Origin of the sequence: Sphingomonas sp. PP-F2F-A104-K0414, from assembly GCF_004340945.1 — a bacterium.
GTDB lineage: Bacteria > Pseudomonadota > Alphaproteobacteria > Sphingomonadales > Sphingomonadaceae > Sphingomonas.
In genome coordinates, this window is record NZ_SLYD01000003.1 from 199,855 (window position 1) to 219,723 (window position 19,869).

16 protein-coding genes are annotated in these 19,869 nt (G+C 65.2%); 6 read left to right on the top strand and 10 right to left on the bottom strand.

Annotation, left to right across the window (positions count from 1 at the left end; genetic code table 11):
• The first annotated feature begins 33 nt into the window (after window positions 1-33).
• Window positions 34-798, top strand: coding sequence for a 3'(2'),5'-bisphosphate nucleotidase CysQ (locus C8J46_RS08075; RefSeq protein WP_132738213.1), 765 nt, complete (start codon window positions 34-36; stop codon window positions 796-798).
• Window positions 799-807: 9 nt separating this feature from the next.
• Here the strand turns inward: C8J46_RS08075 and C8J46_RS08080 are convergent, their stop codons facing one another.
• From C8J46_RS08080 to C8J46_RS08090, 4 genes are all read right to left on the bottom strand, one after another.
• Complete coding sequence (locus C8J46_RS08080) at window positions 808-1,941, bottom strand: hypothetical protein (RefSeq protein ID WP_132737332.1); 1,134 nt, start codon at window positions 1,939-1,941, stop codon at window positions 808-810.
• A gap of 80 nt (window positions 1,942-2,021) precedes the next feature.
• Window positions 2,022-2,189 carry a hypothetical protein gene (locus C8J46_RS20775; RefSeq protein WP_165886490.1) on the bottom strand — a complete coding sequence of 56 codons (168 nt, stop codon included), beginning with the start codon at window positions 2,187-2,189 and terminating at the stop codon, window positions 2,022-2,024.
• 4 nt (window positions 2,190-2,193) lie between these two features.
• Window positions 2,194-2,901, bottom strand: a complete 708-nt coding sequence (locus tag C8J46_RS08085; protein ID WP_132737335.1) for a hypothetical protein — start codon at window positions 2,899-2,901, stop codon at window positions 2,194-2,196.
• A 5-nt stretch (window positions 2,902-2,906) separates the two neighbouring features.
• Window positions 2,907-4,118, bottom strand: a complete 1,212-nt coding sequence (locus C8J46_RS08090) for a toxic anion resistance protein (protein ID WP_056051998.1) — start codon at window positions 4,116-4,118, stop codon at window positions 2,907-2,909.
• A 152-nt stretch (window positions 4,119-4,270) separates the two neighbouring features.
• On the opposite strand from C8J46_RS08090, the gene C8J46_RS08095 reads away from it, so the two are divergent.
• The 3 genes from C8J46_RS08095 (at window position 4,271) to typA (ending at window position 8,629) form a co-directional block, all read left to right on the top strand.
• Window positions 4,271-5,284: a zinc-binding alcohol dehydrogenase family protein gene (locus C8J46_RS08095; protein WP_132737338.1), complete on the top strand. Its 1,014-nt coding sequence runs from the start codon at window positions 4,271-4,273 to the stop codon at window positions 5,282-5,284.
• Between the two features lie 432 nt (window positions 5,285-5,716).
• On the top strand, window positions 5,717-6,694 hold the full coding sequence (locus tag C8J46_RS08100; protein ID WP_132737341.1) for a DUF2268 domain-containing putative Zn-dependent protease: 978 nt from the start codon (window positions 5,717-5,719) through the stop codon (window positions 6,692-6,694).
• A 90-nt stretch (window positions 6,695-6,784) separates the two neighbouring features.
• The gene (gene typA, locus C8J46_RS08105) at window positions 6,785-8,629 is read left to right on the top strand and encodes a translational GTPase TypA (RefSeq protein WP_056051990.1); all 1,845 of its coding nucleotides are present in this window, start codon (window positions 6,785-6,787) and stop codon (window positions 8,627-8,629) included.
• A gap of 427 nt (window positions 8,630-9,056) precedes the next feature.
• On the opposite strand, the gene C8J46_RS08110 is transcribed toward typA, so the two are convergent.
• Window positions 9,057-9,722: a L,D-transpeptidase family protein gene (locus C8J46_RS08110; RefSeq protein WP_243643281.1), complete on the bottom strand. Its 666-nt coding sequence runs from the start codon at window positions 9,720-9,722 to the stop codon at window positions 9,057-9,059.
• Between the two features lie 222 nt (window positions 9,723-9,944).
• Between C8J46_RS08110 and C8J46_RS08115 the strand changes: the two genes are divergently transcribed.
• Together C8J46_RS08115 and C8J46_RS08120 are read left to right on the top strand one after the other, a co-directional pair.
• A complete protein-coding gene (locus C8J46_RS08115; protein WP_132737344.1) occupies window positions 9,945-10,349 on the top strand; it encodes a hypothetical protein in 405 nt (134 codons plus the stop codon).
• Between the two features lie 108 nt (window positions 10,350-10,457).
• Window positions 10,458-10,778, top strand: a complete 321-nt coding sequence (locus tag C8J46_RS08120; RefSeq protein WP_132737347.1) for a DUF3297 family protein — start codon at window positions 10,458-10,460, stop codon at window positions 10,776-10,778.
• Window positions 10,779-11,056: 278 nt separating this feature from the next.
• On the opposite strand, the gene C8J46_RS08125 is transcribed toward C8J46_RS08120, so the two are convergent.
• The 5 genes from C8J46_RS08125 to C8J46_RS08145 all read right to left on the bottom strand — a co-directional run bounded on the left by C8J46_RS08125 (window position 11,057) and on the right by C8J46_RS08145 (window position 19,853).
• Window positions 11,057-12,925, bottom strand: coding sequence for an ABC-F family ATP-binding cassette domain-containing protein (locus C8J46_RS08125; protein ID WP_132737350.1), 1,869 nt, complete (start codon window positions 12,923-12,925; stop codon window positions 11,057-11,059).
• A gap of 326 nt (window positions 12,926-13,251) precedes the next feature.
• The gene (locus tag C8J46_RS08130; protein WP_132737354.1) at window positions 13,252-14,271 is read right to left on the bottom strand and encodes a cell wall hydrolase; all 1,020 of its coding nucleotides are present in this window, start codon (window positions 14,269-14,271) and stop codon (window positions 13,252-13,254) included.
• 219 nt (window positions 14,272-14,490) lie between these two features.
• Window positions 14,491-15,288, bottom strand: a complete 798-nt coding sequence (locus C8J46_RS08135) for a LytTR family DNA-binding domain-containing protein (protein ID WP_031393111.1) — start codon at window positions 15,286-15,288, stop codon at window positions 14,491-14,493.
• Window positions 15,285-16,415, bottom strand: coding sequence for a histidine kinase (locus C8J46_RS08140; RefSeq protein WP_132737357.1), 1,131 nt, complete (start codon window positions 16,413-16,415; stop codon window positions 15,285-15,287). The genes C8J46_RS08135 and C8J46_RS08140 overlap by 4 nt, the downstream gene beginning before the upstream one ends.
• A gap of 138 nt (window positions 16,416-16,553) precedes the next feature.
• Window positions 16,554-19,853 (bottom strand): carboxypeptidase regulatory-like domain-containing protein, encoded by a 3,300-nt coding sequence (locus C8J46_RS08145; protein ID WP_132737360.1) that lies wholly within the window; start codon window positions 19,851-19,853, stop codon window positions 16,554-16,556.
• Between the last annotated feature and the right edge of the window lie 16 nt (window positions 19,854-19,869).

Consider the following 19,869-nt stretch of genomic DNA (forward strand, 5'->3'; position numbering starts at 1 on the left):
GGGCCGGAACGGTCGCCCGAATGGCTGCGCGCGATGGCCGACGCCGTCGCGACGATCGCCATGGAGGCCGGCGCGATGGCGCACGACCGCTTCGACACCGATTTCCAGCGCTGGGAAAAGACCCCCGGCAGCCCGGTCTGCGAACTCGACATCGCGATCGACCGCATGCTCAAGGCGCGGCTGTCGACGCTGCTCCCCGAAGCCGGCTGGCTGTCCGAGGAAACCGCCGACAACGCCGACCGCCTCGCGCACGACCTGCTCTGGGTGGTCGACCCGATCGACGGAACGCGAGACTATATCCGCGCCAGGCCCGGCTGGTGCGTCTCGATCGCGCTGGTCGACCGCGGCAAGCCGGTGATCGGCATCCTCGAAGCGCCGTCCCGCGACGAACGCTGGCATGCGGTCGCAGGGCAGGGCGCCACCCGCAACGGCGTGCCGCTAAAGGCCGGCAATCGCACCGACTTCCCCGGCAGCCGCACGCCCGTAGACGCCCTCCCCAAAGCCGACCGCGACCTCATCATGGTCCACAAACCCAACTCGATCGCCCTACGCATAGCAATGGTAGCCGCCGACGAAGCCGACCTCGTCGCCACCCTCCGCTGGGGCAACGAATGGGACATCGCCGCCGCGGTCCTGGTCGCGAGCGAGGCCGGCGCGGTAGTTAGCGATGCATTGGGTGCGCCGCTGGTATTCAACAAACCTCGCCCGCAGGCGTTTGGTGTGCTGACGTCGACCCCCGGCATTCATCCCGCTGCGGTCGCGCGCCTGGCGGACCGGGCTCGCGCGATCGGCGGTTGATCGACTCGGTCAGCGGCTTGCCGTCATCGTTTTATCCGGCTGGGTCAGGTCGAGCACCTCCAACTCGGAGGGGCCGCTCCGCCGACGGATATTACTGTCGACGGGCGTTTGATACGTACCGCGCAGCGAGAACCGCTCGATCCGGTAGACGCCGTGACTGCCTGCCGCGGCGAGTGTGCCGGTGTAGCGGCGTTCGGATACCTGCTTGAGCAGATACCCAGCCCATCCAGTCGATCGCGATCCGCGGAGGATCTCGGCGTCGTCGGTCTTGCCGTCGGGCTTGATCCAGAACCCGATATCGACCCACTGAATTGGGTTTAGGTCGGACGATCTGGGCGGCACCGGATTGAGGAAGTCGAATTTGGCGGCTGCGTCCCTTGCTGCTGCCTGTGCCGTCGGCTCGTACGGCGGCCCCCAGATCAATACCGGGCGGGTCGCAGTATCGTGGCCGATCTCGCGGACCAGGCGGTCGACCTGGTCGTCATCGGCCCGCTGCGCCGCGATCCGCAAGCGGACCACCTGCAACACCGATCGGAGCGCGGGATCGGCGGCGGCGGACCTTGCCTCCGCTTCCGCTAGTAGCCGTGCCGCGCCCGCGGGATCGTTGCGCGCATTAGCAAGGCCGACTCGCCGCAGCGTCGCCAGCATCGCCAGCGTCGCATTGCCATCCGCCATCGCTTGGCGCTCGACTGCCCGGTACGAACTCTCGGCCGCGCGTCCGTTGCCGAGTGACACCCACATATCGCCGGTGGCGAATGCCGCGGCCATCACCGCTGGGTCGTTCGCCGGCAAGTTCTCGCGCAAGGTCCGGACCTGCCCGGCAACGGCCCTTTTGAACACGTCCATCTCGCCATCGTGCAGCGAGACCGTCGCATAGGCCTCGTACAGCGCGGCGACCGGTTTCGGATCGGTCGCGGCATTCTGTTTGTTGCGGGCAACCGCCGCGGCCAGCGTCTTTCGCGCCTGCTGATACGCGCCTTGGCGGAATTGCTGCTCGGCATACGCGATTGAAACTTGCGCATCGCGTAGGGGCGGACAAGTCTGCTCGACGCAGGATTTGTACGCGGCTGCCAAACGCTTGCCGGACACGACGATATCTGGAGTGGCAGCTTGCATCGTCAACGCGAACAGCAACGCGATCATGATTTAGTCCTCCGATACTCGTCGGTAGTTTGCCCCATTATACAAGCGCGCAAAAGCAGGATATGATCCGTTTCCGATGTCTAGCGCGCGTTCTTGCCCTTCGTCCGGCTGGTCAGGTGGAACTGTAGGCACCGGTCGCACCGATACACTCTGAGCGGCACGCGGCCGGTCTGCGCTACCACCAGCGCGTCGGCTTCGGAGACGAAGCGCGCTTTTCGGCGGCAGACGCTGAGGCGGGTGCGCTTCACTCTCTCAGTCCTTGTACTTCATCTCCAGGAAGCGGCCGCGGGTTGAGAGGTTGTCGAGGTCGCTTTGGGCAAGGCGCGCGGTCATCTCGCCGATCTCCTGTTCGATCAGCTTCAGCCCGTCGACCAACTCGGCGTCGGGTGAGCGACCGTTGCGCGGGGTGGTGCGGAGCGACGCTGGCACCTTCTCGTAATCCTTGACGAAGGCAGGGAGCTGTTCACCGATCAGTTTGCGCACGTCGACCGCTTCCTGCGTGTTCGCATCCAGCGTCGCGAGTTGCGGGGTCAGCGTTTCGAGGCGCAGACCGATCCGGTCGACCAAAGTCATCGCCGGTGCGGGGAGGGCGGGGCGTTGCGCTTCCAGCCAGCGCTCGGTCTGCGCGGGGAGGGCACGGATGTCGACCGCCGCGAGCCGCTCGGGCGTCGGCGCGCGTTCCGCCGGCCAGACCGCGAACAGCACCGTGGCCGCGACCAGCAGCGCCATGACCAGCATCGCGCCGCCGATCCCGAGCGGTACGATCCAGCCGATCACCATCGCCGCGATCAGGATCGACACGTCGGCGACCGCGATCCGGGTCAGCCGCTTGCCGATCGCCTGCGTCTGCCGTGCCCGCCCTCGCGATGGCGAGCGTGCGATGACGGCGCCCGTCCGGTCGTCGGAAATGCGCGACCAGGAGGCGCGGGCGCTGGCGATGGCGTCGTCGACTTCGCTCACGAGGGTTACATCGCCTCCAGCTTGAACGGGCTGGCGGACGGTCCGCCGAGTTGGCCCTGCGTCGCGCCTTCAGCCCGCGCGATATACCCACGGGACTTGTCGACCTCGTTCGACAGCGCACCGACCGTGACCTTCATCGAATCGAGCGCCTTCAGCTTGAACACGTCGATCGCGTCCATCGTGTCGTAGATGTTCTGGAATGCGCGTTGCAGCGTCTCCAGCGGGATCGTCGCTGACGCCGCCTGTTCGTGGATCTGCGCGGTCTGCGATTTGAGCAGCTTGCCGGTCGAATCGATGATGTTCGCGGTCGTCGTGTTGAGCGCGGTGATCTGCTCCAGCACCAGCTTCTGGTTGGTCAGCGCCTGCGCCACCGTCACCGCGGTCCGCAGCGCCGAGACGGTCGTGGTCGAGGCGCGATCGACGCCCTTCACCAGCTCGACATTGTTCTTCTTGACCAGGTCGAGCGCGAGATAGCCCTGCACGGTTACCGCCATCTGCGTCAGCAAATCCTGCGTGCGCTGGCGCGTGTAGAACAGCGCGGTCTCGCGGATTGCCTTCGCCTTGGCGGGATCGGTATGGTCGAGATCGTTCGCGACGTCCTCCAGCTTGGCGTCCATCGTCTTCGACAGGTGGATCATCTGCTCGAGCCGACCCATCGCCGCCCACAAATTCGCGCGCTCGGTATCGATCGCGGCATTGTCCATCAGCAGCTCGTCCTTGCCGGAGCCGAGGCTCTTCAGGATCTGCGCGATGTGCGTCTGCGACGACTTATAGCCGTCGAAATAATTGCGCATCTTGCCACCGAACGGGATGATCCCGAACAGCTTCTGCGGCGCGGTCAGGTTGCCCTTCTTGCCGGGATCGAGATCCTCGACGACGCGGCGCAGCTCGGCGAGATCCTTGCCGACGCCGGTCTCCTGATCCATCGCCTTGACCGGGCGATCGAGGAAGCGGTTCGACTGGCCGGCGGCTTCGCGGATTTCCTTCGCGCCCATCGCGGTGATCGCATCGACGCGCTTGCCGAATTCGGGCGAATTGACGTCCTGCGCGACGAGATCGGTGACGAAGCCCGACACGCGCTCCTCCAGCTGCGACTTCACGCCGGCATCGACGGGCACCAGCCCGGACGCCTTCGCGGCGGCAACGGTCGGCACCGGATCGGGCGGGGTCAGCACCAGGCCCGGCTCTTCCGTCAGCGTGTTCGGGGTCGTCGCCATGCTCGTGTCTCCGTTCGGTGGGGCATCGTGGCTGCAACCCGCCCCGCGTTCAAGTGGCGTATATAGATAATACACTCAGGCTTGCCAACAGCTCTCCTTGAAACCGGCAGGTTGCGTGGACAGCTTGGTCGCGAAATCACAGGAGTTCCAGCATGCGCGCCATCGGCTATACCAAGTCGTTCCCGATCGACGATCCGCAGTCGCTCGTCGACCTCGACCTCCCTAAGCCCGAAGCGGCGGGGCGCGATCTGCTGGTCGAGGTGAAGGCGGTTTCGGTCAACCCGGTCGACACCAAGATCCGCCAGCGTCGCGAAGATCCGGACGGCAAGCCGCAGGTGCTGGGCTGGGACGCATCGGGCGTCGTCGTCGCGGTCGGTGCGGACGTGACCGGGTTCAAGGTCGGCGATGAGGTGTTCTACGCGGGTGCGATCGACCGGCCGGGTACCAACTCGGAGTATCACCTCGTCGACGAGCGTATCGTCGGCCACAAGCCGCATTCGCTCGATTGGGCGCAGGCGGCGGCGTTTCCGCTGACGTCGGTCACCGCTTGGGAGACGCTGTTCGACCGGCTCGACGTGCGCAAGCCCGTCCCCGGCGCGGCGAACGCGATCCTGATCATCGGCGGGGCCGGCGGGGTCGGCTCGATCACGATCCAGCTCGCGCGGCAGCTCACCGACCTGACGGTGATCGCCACTGCGTCGCGCGAGGAGACGCGGGGCTGGGTCGAGGATCTCGGCGCGCATCACGTGATCGACCACCGCAAGCCGCTCGCCGCGCAGGTCGAGGCGCTCGGGCTCGGCGCGCCGGGGTTCGTGTTCTCCACGACGCATACCGACGAGCACATCGCCGAGATCGGGGAGCTGCTGTCGCCGCAGGGCCGGCTGGCGCTGATCGACGATCCGAAGACGCTCGACATCGTGCCGCTCAAGCAGAAGTCGATCTCGGTCCACTGGGAGCTGATGTACACGCGCTCGCTGTTCCAGACCGTGGACATGGGCGAGCAGGGCAAGTTGCTCGACGAGGTCGCGCGGCTGGTGGATGCGGGGACGATCCGGACGACGCTGGCGGAGAATTTCGGGCGGATCGATGCGGCGAATTTGCGGAGGGCGCACGAGCGGATCGAGAGCCATACGGCGAAGGGGAAGATCGTGCTGGAGGGGTTCTGACACCACCCTCGTCATCCCCGCGCATGCGGGGATCCCTACTGGCAAGCCGAGAGATAAAGTCGCCAGCCTCCTGAGAATATGGGTCCCCGCCTCCCCGGGGATGACTTGCGGTTGATCGCACCACCCCGGCGAAGGCCGGGGCCCAATTGGGGGCAGCTGCTAACGGATGGAAGTTCTTCGTTATTGCCACCTTTCCAATTGGACCCCGGCCTTCGCCGGGGTGGGGCGTAAGTGGGCGTTCTGGTCGCCGCCACCTCACGATCCTCCCCCGCAAGGGGGAGGTGGCAGGCGTCAGCCTGACGGAGGGGGAGGCACGCGCCAACCTCTGCTCCGTGTCCTCCCCCTCCGTCCCCTTCGGCGACACCTCCCCCTGGCGGGGGAGGGTTGCAATATCTGCTCTGGCGCCCCGGCGAACACGCGATACTCTGCACCATGCTCCGCCCGCTGATCCTCGCGCTCGCGCTCCTCCCCGCGACGGCCACGAATCGCCCTCCGCCAGCCGACCCGCTAACCGCCACGATCCACACCGAAGACGCAGACCGCTTCGCGACCCTCTTCGCCAAGACCAAAGGCAAGCCCACCGCCGCGCAACTCAAGCGCGACTATCTCGACAAGGGCAGTTTCGGGATCGGCGTCTTCACCCCCGGCCGCATCGTCGACGAGGACACGCTAGCGCGCGCCATCGCCGCCAACCCCACCCGCTACGCGCAGGCGATCAAGACCTGCCTCCCCGCCGCCAAGGCCGCCACCGCCGATCTCCGCGCGATCTATCTCGGCCTCCACGGCGCGCTCCCCGACGTGAAGCTACCGCAGGTCTATATAGTCTTCGGCGCGAACACGTCCGGCGGCACCGCCAAGCCAGGCGCGCAGGTGCTCGGGCTCGAAGTGCTGTGCCGCATGTCGCCGACGCCTGAGAAACTCCGCCAGACGCTCCGCCATTTCTTCGCACACGAGACGGTGCATTCCTTCCAGCAGGACGCCGGCATGACGCTCGCCCGCGATCCCCTGCTCACCGCGATCCTGGTCGAGGGGGCCGCCGACTTCATCGCGCAACTCGTCACCGGCGAGGAGCCCGATGCCCCCCGCGCCACCTGGGCTACCCCTCGCGAGGCGGAACTCTGGCGCCAGATGCAGGCCGACATCGCGCTCACCCGCAAGCTCACCGACAAGGACGACCCCGAGGAAGGCTCGCCCGAAGCCAAGGCATACGCCCGCTGGATCGGCAACTACTCCACGCCGCCCGCCGGCTGGCCACCCGAACTCGGCTATTGGATGGGGCTGCGGATCTGGCAGCGTTACTATGCTGCCGCCCCTGACAAGCACGCCGCGCTGAGGGCAATGCTGGCGGTCCGCGATCCCCGTGCTATTCTCGCCGCCGGAACATACAAGCGCCGCGGAGGTTCCCTCTAAAGGCGACGAAATGCCGCTGCATCTTCCCGCGGCGCAACAATTACGCTATGGCGCGCGCCAACCCCGTTCCTCGATCAAGAGAATACATTCATGAGCCTCCGCAACGTGGCGATCATTGCGCACGTCGATCACGGCAAGACGACGCTGGTCGACCAGCTCTTCCGCCAGTCCGGCACCTTCCGCGACAACCAGCGCGTCGAAGAGCGCGCAATGGATTCGAACGACCTCGAAAAAGAGCGTGGCATCACCATTCTCGCCAAGCCGACCTCGGTCGACTGGACCCCTCCCGGCGAGTCCGAGAGCATCCGCATCAACATCGTCGACACGCCCGGCCACGCCGATTTCGGCGGCGAAGTCGAGCGCATCCTGTCGATGGTCGACGGCGTCGTCCTGCTGGTCGATTCGTCGGAAGGCGCGATGCCGCAGACCAAGTTCGTCACCGGCAAGGCGCTGGCACTCGGCCTGAAGCCGATCGTCGTCGTCAACAAGGTCGATCGTAACGACGCGCGCATCCAGGAAGTGCTCGACGAAGTGTTCGACCTGTTCGTGTCGCTCGACGCGAACGACGACCAGCTCGACTTCCCCGTGCTCTACGCATCGGGTCGCAACGGCTATGCCTCGACCGACATGGACGCGCGCGAAGGCACGCTGATCCCGATGTTCGAGACGATCGTGAAGCACGTGCCCCCGCCCGCCGTGGAAGTCGCCGGCGTGCCGTTCACCTTCCTCGTCACGCTGCTCGACCGCGATCCGTTCCTCGGCCGCGTCCTCACGGGTCGCGTCAATTCGGGTACCGTGAAGACCAACCAGGCGATCCACGCACTCGATAACGACGGCAAGATCATCGAGACCGGTCGTGCGTCCAAGATCATGTCGTTCCGTGGCCTCGAGCGCGTTCCGGTCGACGAAGCCAAGGCCGGCGACATCATCTCGCTCGCAGGTCTCTCGGTCGCGACCGTGGCCGACACGATCGCCGACATCACGGTGACCGAGCCGCTGCACGCGCAGCCGATCGATCCCCCCACGCTGTCGATGCGTTTTGCCGTGAACGATTCGCCGATGGCGGGCCGTGAGGGCAGCAAGGTGACGAGCCGCATGATCCGCGAGCGCCTGTTCCGCGAAGCCGAATCGAACGTCGCCGTGAAGGTGACCGAGGCGGCCGACAAGGACAGCTTCGAAGTCGCCGGTCGCGGCGAGCTTCAGCTGGGCGTGCTGATCGAGACGATGCGCCGCGAAGGCTTCGAGCTGGGCATCTCGCGTCCGCGCGTGCTGTTCGGCGAGGACGAGAACGGCAAGAAGACCGAGCCGTACGAGACCGTCATCATCGACGTCGACGAAGAGCATTCGGGCACCGTCGTCGAGAAGATGAACACCCGTAAGGCCGAACTGACCGACATGCGTCCGTCGACCGGCGGCAAGACCCGCATCACCTTCTCGGCGCCGTCGCGCGGGATGATCGGTTATCATGGCGAATTCCTGTCCGACACGCGCGGTACCGGGATCATGAACCGGCTGTTCGAGAAGTACGGTCCGCACAAGGGCGCGATCGAGGGTCGCAAGAACGGCGTGCTGATCTCGAACGGTTCGGGCGAGGCGAATAACTACGCACTGGGTCCGCTCGAAGAGCGCGGCATCCTGTTCGTGGGCCACGGCGAGGCTCTCTATGAAGGCATGATCGTCGGCGAGAACGCCAAGCCGGACGACCTCGAGGTCAACCCGATGAAGACCAAGGCGCTGACCAACTTCCGTGCCTCGGGCGGCAAGGACGACCAGGTCCGCCTGTCCCCGCCGAAGCGCGCGACGCTGGAGCAGGCGATCGCGTACATCGACGACGACGAGATGGTCGAAGTCACGCCGAAGTCGATCCGCCTGCGCAAGCGCTTCCTCGATGCCAACGAGCGCAAGCGCGCGAGCCGGGCTAAGCAGAGCGCGTAAGCCTGGCTCGGCGGAGCCGGCCAAGCTTACAAGCTCGGCCGGCCTCGCTCAGGCGAGGTCCGACGACGCGGCTTTGCCGTGTCGCGCTGGGCGAGAAAATGCAGAAGGGCCGGAGGGAAACCTCCGGCCCTTTTTGTTTGTGCGAGAAAGCCGAAAGGCAGCATTCACGCTGGCGGCAACGCGAGCGGGCAGGACCAAACCGACGTACCTCCCCGGCGAAGGCCGGGGCCCAGGTGGAAAGGTCGCAGTAACTCGGCGCTGCCCTTCGTCAGCGAGGTCCCCCAACTGGACCCCGGCCTTCGCCGGGGAGGTGCCTGCTGCTAGGACTTTAGGTTGTTCCCAAAATCCTCGCCCACCGGGAGAGGAAGAGACGCCGAAGGTTGCGAAGGTGAGGGCACGGTGCGCTACCGTCCGAAACCGCCCACCCTCAAGCAGCAGTAATCCGCCCACCCCGCGCCAACATCTCGCCACTCGTTACAATAACCCGATCCCCCAGCTTAACCTGCTCGAAGATCAGCTTAGCAAACGCAGTCGGCACCCCCACGCACCCGTGCGTGGCGTATTTCCCATCCATCAGCTTACTGCCGTGGATCGAGACGCCGTCGTTGGTCAGCCGCAGCATGTACGGCATCGGCGCCCCGTAAAGGTTCGACACATGATGCGCGTCCTTCTGCGTGATCTTGAACACGCCTAGCGGTGTCGGTTTCTCGTCAGCGCCATAAATCACCGCAGCCGTCCCGATCTCGTAGCCCGCGCGAAAAATCGACAAGGTTTGCGCGACGAGGTCGACGGTAATCACGATAGGTCCCTCGGGCACGCCCTCAGTATCCCAGTAATAGGCGCCGTGCCGGAGCGGCTCAGGCACGTCCAGCACGCGCTTGACGACATACCCCTCGGCAGGGTCCGGCGCTGCGTTCGCCGGCGGCGGCGCTGGTACGGGCTTTGACGCTACGGCCACGGGTTTGGCGACCGACGTCGGTTCTGTTGCGCGCACGCGAACGGGCGATCCGGATAACGCTAGCCCGCCGATCAGCACGGCACTGCCACCCAGAACGGCAAAGGCTATCGCCTGCATCGGCATGATCGTGCGCATCCCGCCACCCTATCCCATATTCGTAAACGAAGCCCAGTGTCGCGGCACAACGCCGAGTCCCCTCGCGGGACCGACCGCAGCAGGGGTGGGCAGCTATACCGTGGGTTAACAGCCCGTTCCGAACCAGTTCAGACCGAATCGCCTAAACCCTGAAACACGGTCGGACACTTATGCGTTTGTCCCAAGCGGACCGGGCGTAACTAGTAACGGAGTTCGGAAGAGATGAACGGATTTTTCAAGAAAGCAGGCCTCGGCGTAGCACTCGCCGCAACGGCTCTGACGGCAGCAGCACCAGCCGACGCGCAGCGTTGGGGACGCGGCGGCTATGGGCGCGGCTATGGCGGCGGCTGGCACGGCCATCGTGGCGGCGGCAATGCAGCCGGCGCAGCGGTGCTCGGCGGCATCCTCGGCCTGGGTGTCGGCGCGGCGATCGCCAGCAGCAACAACCGCAATCGGTATTACGACCGCGGGTATTACAATGGCGGCTATTACGCGCAGCCACCGGTGGCCTATTACAGCCCGCCGGTCCGCACCTACTACCGCGAGGATTACCGTCCGCGGTGCTGGAACGAGTGGCGGGTCGACCCCTATTACGGCGACCGGGTCGCGGTTCAGGTTTGCAGCTGATCCGATCATGAGGTTGCGGAGAGGCGTCGGGAGCAATCCCGGCGCCTCTTTTGCGTCCAGTGCCTTTTTTCTGGCGCGTCCCCGGTGCTTGCCGCTAGACGCGCGACCATGACCGACACGCCAAACACCCCCGAGACCGAAGCCGCCGCTACCCCGGCCGCAACCGGCGACACGCCCCCCGATCGCCTGTCGATCAACCAGCGCAGCCCGTTCTTCCAGCAGGACCTGCTCGAACGCGGCATCGGCATCCGCTTCAAGGACAAGGTCCGCCACGACGTCGAGGAATATTGCATCTCGGAAGGCTGGATCCGAGTCGCGCTCGGCAAGAAGGTCGACCGCAACGGCAACCCGCTGACGCTGAAGCTGGTCGGGCCGGTCGAGGCCTGGTTCGAGCGGCCGGCAGCCGGCGCGGACACCGACGAGGGCTGAGCCTGAAGAGCGCGGAGTCTGCCTCCGAACCAAGGCAAGCATGTTTCCCCGCGAAGGCGGGGACCCAGACTGGGCTCCCGCCTTCGCGGGAGAACATGGAAGCGCGGAACGTCGCGGCAATATAGCCGCAACCCAAAGTCCGTCACCCCAGCGAAAGCTGGGGTATCCCGCTTGGCGGACGCCGGGCCCCGAACGGGGAGATCCCAGCTTTCGCTGGGATGACGGTGGTGGCAGGGCGGTGGCGGTGCAGTGAGATGCGAAGCCGGAAGCGGGGGGCCTTAAGCCTCCACGCCCTCCAGAGCCTCGCTAGCCTCCAGCCACTTCGCCTCGCTAGCCTCGAGCTTCGCATTCACCTCGGCGCGACGCTTGCTTAGATCCCCCATCGACATCCGCGAGAACCGCGGCTCCGCGTTCGCCGGATCCACCATCGCGCGATCCAGAGCATTCCGCTCCTTGGTGAACTTCGCGGTCTGCTCCTCGATCTCGCGCAAAGCCTTCCGAAGCGCCGCATCGTTGCTCTTTGCCTCAGCCGCAGCCTTCTTCCCCGCCTTCTTGTCGGCCTTCGACGCCGCATCGCCCTTGCCGCCATCGCCCTTCAGGACGAATGCGATGTAATCGTCGAGGCTGCCGTCGAATTCCTTCGCCGTCCCGTCGTCGACCAGCACCAGCCGGTCCGCGGTCAGCTCCAGCATGTGCCGATCATGGCTGACCAGCACCACCGCGCCGGTATAGGCGTTGAGCGCCTGCACCAGAGCCTCACGCGCATCGACGTCCAGATGGTTGGTAGGCTCATCGAGGATCAGCAGATGCGGCGCATCGCGCGTGATCAGCGCCAGCGCCAGACGCGCCCGCTCGCCACCCGACAACTTGCCGACCCGCGTCGTCGCCTTGTCGCCGGAGAAGCCGAAGCGCCCCAACTGCGCGCGCACGGCAGCCGGCGTCGCGCCCTTCATCAGATGCGACATATGCTCGATCGGCGAATCGGTCGGATCGAGTTCCTCGACCTGATACTGGGTGAAATACCCGACCTTCATCTTGCCCGACGACGACATCTCGCCGTCCATCGGCGTCAGCTGCGCCGCCAGCAGCCGCGCGAGCGTGGTCTTGCCGTTGCCGTTGCGCCCGAGCAGCGCGACCCGGTCGTCGGGATCGAGCCGCATGTTGAGCCGCTTCAGGATCGGCACGTCGGCATAGCCCACCGTTGCCATATCGAGCGTGATCAGAGGCGGCCGCAGTTCGGTCGGGTTGGGGAAGCCGAACGACAGCGTCGGATCGTTGTAGCTCTCGGCGATCGGCTGCATCTTCGACAGCATCTTCTGCCGCGACTGCGCCTGCTTCGCGGTCGAGGCGCGCGCGGAATTCTTGGCGATATATTCCTGCAGCTTCTCGCGCTGCACCGCCTGGTTCGCGCGTGCCGCTTCGATCTGCGCAAGCCGCTCGGCGCGCTGCCGCTCGAACGCGTCGTAGCCGCCCGGATACAGCGTGATCTTGCCGCCCTGCAGATGCAGGATGTGATCGACCACGTTGTTGAGGAAATCGCGCTCGTGGCTGACCACCACGATCGTCGCCTTGTAGCCCTTGAGGAAGTCCTCCAGCCACATCACCGCTTCGAGATCGAGATGGTTCGAAGGCTCGTCGAGCAGCAGCAGGTCCGGCTGCGAGAACAGCAGAGCGGCGAGCGCGACACGCATCTTCCAGCCACCCGAGAAGCTGTCGAGCGTCCGCGCCTGCATGTCCTCGTCGAACCCGAGGCCGAGCAGGATCTGCGCGGCGCGGGCGGGCGCGGTGTAGGCGTCGATCGCGATCAGCCGCTCGTACACGTCGCCGAGCCGGTCGGGGTCCTCGCTCGTCTCGCTCTCGATCATCAGCGCGGCGCGCTCCAGATCGGCTTCGAGCACAGTCTCGAACGGGGTCTTCACGCCGTGCGGCGCTTCCTGCGCGAGGTAACCGATCCGCGCACCCTTCGGCATGTCGGCCGAACCGTCGTCGGGCTCGAGCTGTCCTGCGATCACGCGCACCATCGTCGACTTGCCTGCACCGTTGCGCCCGATCAGCCCGACGCGCGAGCCCGGCGGCAACGCGGCGGTGGCGCCATCGAGGATAACCCGTCCGCCCAGGCGCACCGTGATATTGTTCAGGTTCAGCATGCGCGTGCCGTTAGCAGATGCAGCATGGTTTTGCGAGGGGAGGGGTGTCTCTCGCGATGGAGCGGCGAGAGCTCCTTTGGAAGAAGCTGTTCCCCCGCGAAGGCGGGGGCCCAGGACCACAAACGCCACCGCCCGATACCCTGGACCCCCGCCTCCGCGGGGGAACAAGAAGGGGCAGTCCCGCCACCAAAACTATCCCGCATTACTACCACCCCGGCGAAGGCCGGGGCCCAAGTGGAAAGGTGGTCGTAACGGAGCGCCATCCGCCGTTAGCAACGTTCCCCAATTGGGCCCCGGCCTCCGCCGGGGTGGTATCCTCGGAGTGGTTAGATTTCGTCTGAAACGACCGCGGCGCCCCCGGTACCACTACCGATCATCGCAGCTGCCCGCCCACCAACGTGAACCCGCACCCCCGAAACCAACCGCGTCTGCACGACCGCAGCGCCGGCCATTGTCGAGCCGGAGCGCGGCAAACCCCGGTGCACCGTCACCCCATGCAGCGCATCGGCCGGCTCCGCACCCGAGTCCGCAACGTCGTCCCGGTTGCCGTAATGCACCGAAACGCCAGCAACCGGCGCCGCGGCTACCGCCACACCACCATCGCTCGCCAAACCAACACTCCGGACCCCAGGCTCCACCCCAGCATAAGCCTGCCGAAACGTCAGAGCCCGCTCCAACGCCCCCTGCCAGCGATAGAACACATGCGCCCCAACCGTCGTGATCCGCGCAAGACTTGACGCCCACCAAGGCAAAATGCTGGTCGTATGAAACGACGTCGCCGCCCCGACTGGCGCATAAACGCTCCCCTCAAGCGCTGCCGCCGCAACCGCCCGCGCGCGATTCCAAGCCCCCGGCTCGCGCACACGGTTCATCGAGCCGTCGCAGGTAAAGCTGAACTGGCACCCGGTCCGCCGCTCTGCCCCCTGGTACACCACCCCGCAAACGCTGTTCGGAAAGGCCCGGTCGCGCACGCGGTTCAGCACGACCTGCGCCACTGCACGCTGGCCGTCCTCCGACTGCGACCGTGCCTCGTAATATACAGCAGCGGTCAGGCAGTCGGCCGCGCGCGAGGCATCGTCGGTCGATTGCGCGACGGTCGAGAATGGTGGCGCGACGACCGGGGCGGCCCCGGCAAACGCGGTATCCGTAGCGGCCTGTGCCGCCTTCGCCGAAATGTCGTCAGGCACATGCAGCGCCATTCGCGCCAACAACGCGCGAGAGTTCCGCTCCGGCTGGGCCCGGGCGATCGCCGCAGGGCGGTCCGCCGGCACGCACGACGTCGCCATCACCAAAGCGGGCAGGCTGATCAGCGCATGGGGATAAAGGCCGTAACCCGACGTCTTCATCCCCCCGCTCTAAGCCGCGGGGTTTAGGGACTGGTTAATGGCCACGGGAAACGGGGGAACCGCCCGCTAAGGGAGCGCACCCCCGTCATCCCGACGAAAGTCGGGACCTCGATCGGCAAGGACGGAGGTGGAAGAGCACGCTCCCGAAAGCTCGCCCCGACCACACCCCCCCGCGTTCGTCAGGATGACGGGGACGCGGCTAGGACGACGGGCTCGAACTCAGTGAACGAACCGCGCAACCACATCGCGGTACGACCGGGACACCTTCACGCTCGCCCCGGAATTCAGCACTAGGAAGCATTCCCCGTTCGTATGCGGCTTGACCTGCTTGACCAGATCCAGGTTCACGATAGTCGACCGATGCACCCGCTGGAACCGCCGCGGATCCAACCGCTTCTCCAGATCCTTCATAGTCTCGCGCAAAATCAGCGTATTATCGCCAGTATAGATGCACATGTAATCGCCGGCCGCATCGATCCGCTCGATCGTATCCACATCGACGCGGAAGATCTGCCCGCGATCCTTGATGTTGATGAGCTTCTCGAACCGGTTCGCCGACACAGCGTCCCCATCCGGCATGTCCGCCGCCGCATCCGGCGCGACATCGGCGAGCACTTCGCGCAACCGATCGACCTCCTCGACGCCGCGCTTCTCGCTCAAACGCTGCCGAACCCGCTCGATCGTATCGGCCAGCCGCGATTCCTCGACCGGCTTCATCAGATAATCGACCGCTTGAGCCTCGAACGCGCGCAGAGCATGGTCCGAATACGCGGTGACGAACACGAACAGCGGCGGCTCGACCTCCATCAGGCCCTGTACGACGGAGAACCCGTCGAACCCCGGCATCTGGATATCGAGGAAGACCAGGTCGGGCTTGTGCGTCTTGATCGCGCGAATCGCTTCGCGGCCGTTCGAGCATTTTTCGATGATCTCGACGTCTTCATGGGCCTGGAGTCGGAGTTCCAGCCCCTGGATCGCCAGCGGCTCGTCGTCGACGAGAATGGTACGGATGGTCATGCGGCCTCTCTGTTCACGTCTTCAAGCTGATACGGAATCTCGATCTCGACCGAGAAGCCGCCAGCGGGCGTGGAGCGGGTTTCGAAACGATGGTCGGGCCCATATGCCTGAGCCAACCTGTCTCTAATATTAGCGAGCCCCACGCCTGTGGATTGGCTTGAACCGATCCGGCCCTCGATCAAGCCCGGACCGGTATCGGATACGGCGATCTGCACGCGTTCCCCGGCGAGCCGCACTTCGACGCAGATTTCGGCGCCTTCCTCCTGCGGCGTGACGGCGTATTTGATCGCGTTTTCGACCAGCGGTTGCAGCAGCAGCGACGGCAGCCGGGCGCGTTCGGCGCGCGGATCGATGTCGAACTTCGGCCGCATCCGATCCTCGAAGCGCATCTTCTCGATCTCCAGATACAGCTTCAGCTGGTCCACCTCCTGCGCGACGGTGACGTGCGCGGTCGGCTCGTTCGCCAGCGTATAGCGCAGGAACGACGACAACCGGCTGAGCATCGCGTTCGCCCGCTCGGTCTGCTTGAGCAGCACCAGCGTCGAGATCGAGTTTAGCGTGTTGAACAGGAAATGCGGGTTGAGCTGATACCGCAGCATCGCCAGCTGCGCCGACGACGCCTGGTTCTCCAGATGCTCCATCTGGTCGATCTGCTGCTCGACGATCAGGTAGAAGTTGATCCCGAAATACAGCGCCGACCATCCGAACAGCACGGTGAAGGTGACGTACACCGATCCGAGCAGCCGCGTCAGAGTCACGCCCGGCGTCGCGGTCGCGATGAACGAGAAGGTGAACGCGTCGAGCACCGCATACAGGAACGTCGCGGCGGCGAGCGTCGCGATCGTCAGGAAGATGCCGACCAGCCGGTTCATCTGCCGATACTGGCCGTACATCGTCGAGAGCAGCAGCGTGATGCAATATCCGACGATCGCCTCGACGATCACCGGGATCACCCCGTCGAGCGACAGCCCGTTCGAGATCGACACCACCCCGCGCAGCAACAGATACCCGCTCCAGCCAACCGCTTGGAGGATCCAGAACGCCCGCGCCTTGTTCTCGAAGAACGGTCGCGCGGTGAAGGGCAGCCGCCGGGTTTGGCCGGGGGACGGGGCGGAGGAAATAGCCATTGGCCCGCGGTCTTACACGCGGCGCAACGGACACGCAAAACCCGTGAGCCGCGTATCTTTAGTGATGCTGTAACGAAAAGGGCCGCCGCTCCCCTAGAGGAACGGCGGCCCGGTTCGACCGATTACGTCAAGCGTAGCTTAGAAGGTAAAGCGTGCGCCGATACGGATCAGGTACAGCGAACCGTTGAATACCGGCGCGCGAGCCGTCGCCGGCTCAATGAACGACGAGTAGCGATACTGCGTACACGTCTGGTTTGCGGCAGTGTTGACGACGCCCGGAGCGCCGGTCGCGGTTGCGACAGCAAGGCACTGAACCTGAACGACCGACGCGGTCGACGGGAAGGCGAGCTGACGCAGACCGCCCCACTTGCTGTTGAGCAGGTTCGGAAGGTTCTCGATATCGCCGAAGATCGTCACGCGCGATCCGCCGATGAAGGTCGGAACCTGCTGTTCGAGATGGAGATCGATACGCGTGAAGGCACGGCTGCGGGCGATGTTGCGGCCTGCGATCTTGCCGCGATAGTCCTTCAGCTCGGTTTTGTTGATCAGGTTATCGAGCGCAGTCTGCGTTCCCGGCGTGTCGTAGCTGACGAGCGGATCGTTTGCGCCGGTCGGCACGTACAGCAGGTAGCGACCGTTGTTCGACAGCGTGCCGAACACCGGGCTGCGGTTGCTGGTACCGCCACTCTGGTCGATCATCGTGAAGCTGTAGTTACGGCCTGCGCGCGTCTCGCCGAACAGCTGGATCGCGGTACGATAGTCGCCGAAGAACGCATGATCGAAGCCGATGTTGTACTTGAATGCCCACCGTGTTTCGTCGTTCGACCGGCCATACGCCGCGAAGTTCGGATCGACCATCGCCGCGTTGCCATAGTTGGACAGTGCGGTCGACGACGTGGCCGGCGTTGCATCCTTCACGTCCTGCCACGTGTAGCTGCCGCCGAGCGACAGACCCCAGTCGAACGTCTTGGAGGCACGGACATCCCACACATGACCGCGGCCGCGGTTGGTGTTCCCCAGCACGATATCCGTGTTCGGATCGGTAACACTGATGCCGCCGGCGTTGGTCCGTGCGGCATAGCGTGGGCGGCCATCGGGCAGGCGCCCGATCACCACCGAGCGGGCGTCGCTGAACTGAACCTGCTGGATGACCTTGGAATAGATATAGTCGGCGCCGAACTCGATGCCGAACAGGTCATAATCGGCGGAGAAGGTCGCCTTCAACGTCGACGGGATGTCGAAGCTCGGATCGATCGCATTGACCGGCGCGGTGCTGAGCGAGCCCGTGCTGGTCGACAGATAGTTTGCGAGTGCCGCCGGAATGGCGGCACCATTGACGTTGTTGAGCGCGGCATCGCCGACGGCGACCGGCTGGTTATAGGCCGACGCGCCGCTGGTGATCCGGTTGACGGTCACCGAGTTGGTGACCACGCCGGTGTTCGAGAAGCTGTTCGACAGGTACACGTCGGGTGCGCCGCCAGCGAAGATGCCGGCACCGCCGCGCAGCTTCAGGCGCGCGACCGGCGGCTTGAAGTCGAAGCTGATGCGCGGCTGGAACGCGCCCAGACCCTTGAAGTTCTTGGTGTTCGCAAAACCGACGCGGTTCTGGAAGTTGGCGTTGTACGGGATGCGGCTCTGCATGTCGTACAGGTCGTAGCGTGCGCCGTAGGTCAGGTTCAGCGTATCGCTGACGCGCCAGCTGTCCTGTGCGCCGAAGGTATATTGCTGATACCCGAAGTCTGCCGCTGCATCGTCCGTGTTGAGCGAGACGGCGTCTTGGTAGGTCACCTGGTTAGCGCGCCGCGCCTGGAAATCGGCAAGCGAGTCGAAATAATACGAGCCGGCGGAATTCTGAAGGAACAGGTTCTTGATCGTCACGCGCGAGAATTCGCCGAGCAGGCGAATGCTGTGGTCGCCGACCGTGACGTTGGCCAACGCCGATCCGCCGAACGTTTCCGTGGCGAAGGTGTTCGACTGGCTGGAAGCGTCCGGCCCGAATGCGATGACCGGGGTGCCGGTGCTGCACGACTGAGCCTGGCCGCCGGTGCCGACCGAGGTCGGATCGAGGCAGACGCGGAACTGGGCGAAATCGTTGCCGCGCAGCGGATCGCGGGTGCGGGTGTACTTCTTGTACGTGCCGCGGACTTCGGTCGAGAACGTGTCGGACCAATCCGAGTTCAGCTGTGCGATGCCGGCGCGGAGCAGTTCACCCAGCTTGTAGCCGTTGGAGTCGAGCGAGAAGCCCGGCGACGCGGCCGACTGCGAGTTGCTGCCGCTGACGACGAACGAGTCGAACGCGTTCACGTAGGACAATGCGAGCTTCTGGCCATCGGTGATGTTCCAGTCGAGCTTGCCGACGATCTTCTCGTCCTTCTGCTGCGCGATCGAGAGGATCTCGCCCGCGTCATAGCCATAGACCGACTGAGCGATGGCGGCGACGTTGTCGACCTGGGCGGTCGTCAGGAAGTTACCCGTGCCGAACGGCACCTGCGACGGCGATGCGATCGTCAGCGGGCGGGCTTCGGTGTTGCGCTCGGCCGAGACCATGAAGAACAGCTTGTCCTTGATGATCGGGCCCGACAACGTCGCGCCATAGGTTTCCGACTTGAAGTTCGTGTCGGGGCGCGTGAACGAGCCGATCTTTTTGCCGTACAGGCCGTCGGTGTTCTGCGAGTAGAAGCCGGTGCCGTGGAAGTCGTTGGTGCCGGACGCAAGCGTCGCGTCGATTGCGCCGCCCTGGAAATTGCCCTGGCGGAAATCATACGGCGCGATCGAGACCGACACCTGCGCGATGGCGTCGAAGGGAATCGGACCGCGCGCGGTAGGGCTGGCATCGGGGTTCAGGCCGAAATTGTCGCTGACCGACACGCCGTTGATCGAGAAGCGGTTGAAGCGTGGGTTGCTACCGGCGAACGACACGGCGCGATTGTTCGACAGATCGAGAGTGGCGAACGGATCGCGACGCTGGATGTCGCGGATGTCGCGGTTGACCGAGGCGACCTTGCTGATGTCGCGTGCACTGAGCACGGTCTGCGGGCCATCCGACGACGTGCCGGCGCCGCGGATCGACGATGCGGTGACGACGATCTCGTCACTGGATGCGGTGCCCCCTGCGGCCAGTTCGATCGGCAAATCGAACGGCTGGCCGATGACGGTGAAGATGTCGGTGACGCTGGTGCTGCCCTGCGCCGACGCGATGTCGACGGTGAACGGGCCGCCGGCGCGCAGGCCGGTGACGATGAACGTCCCGCTCGCATCGGTCGTCGCGGTCGAGCGCGTGCCTGACGGGACGTTGGTGATGACCACCGTGGCGCCGTTGACGGGTACGCCGGCAGACTGGACCGAACCGCGGATCGTCGCCGTCGTGTCCTGCGCCATGGCGGCGGCAGGTGCGACGAGCGCAACGACTGCCACACCCAGGAAAAGGTTGTTCCGCATCAGTAATTACCCCTTT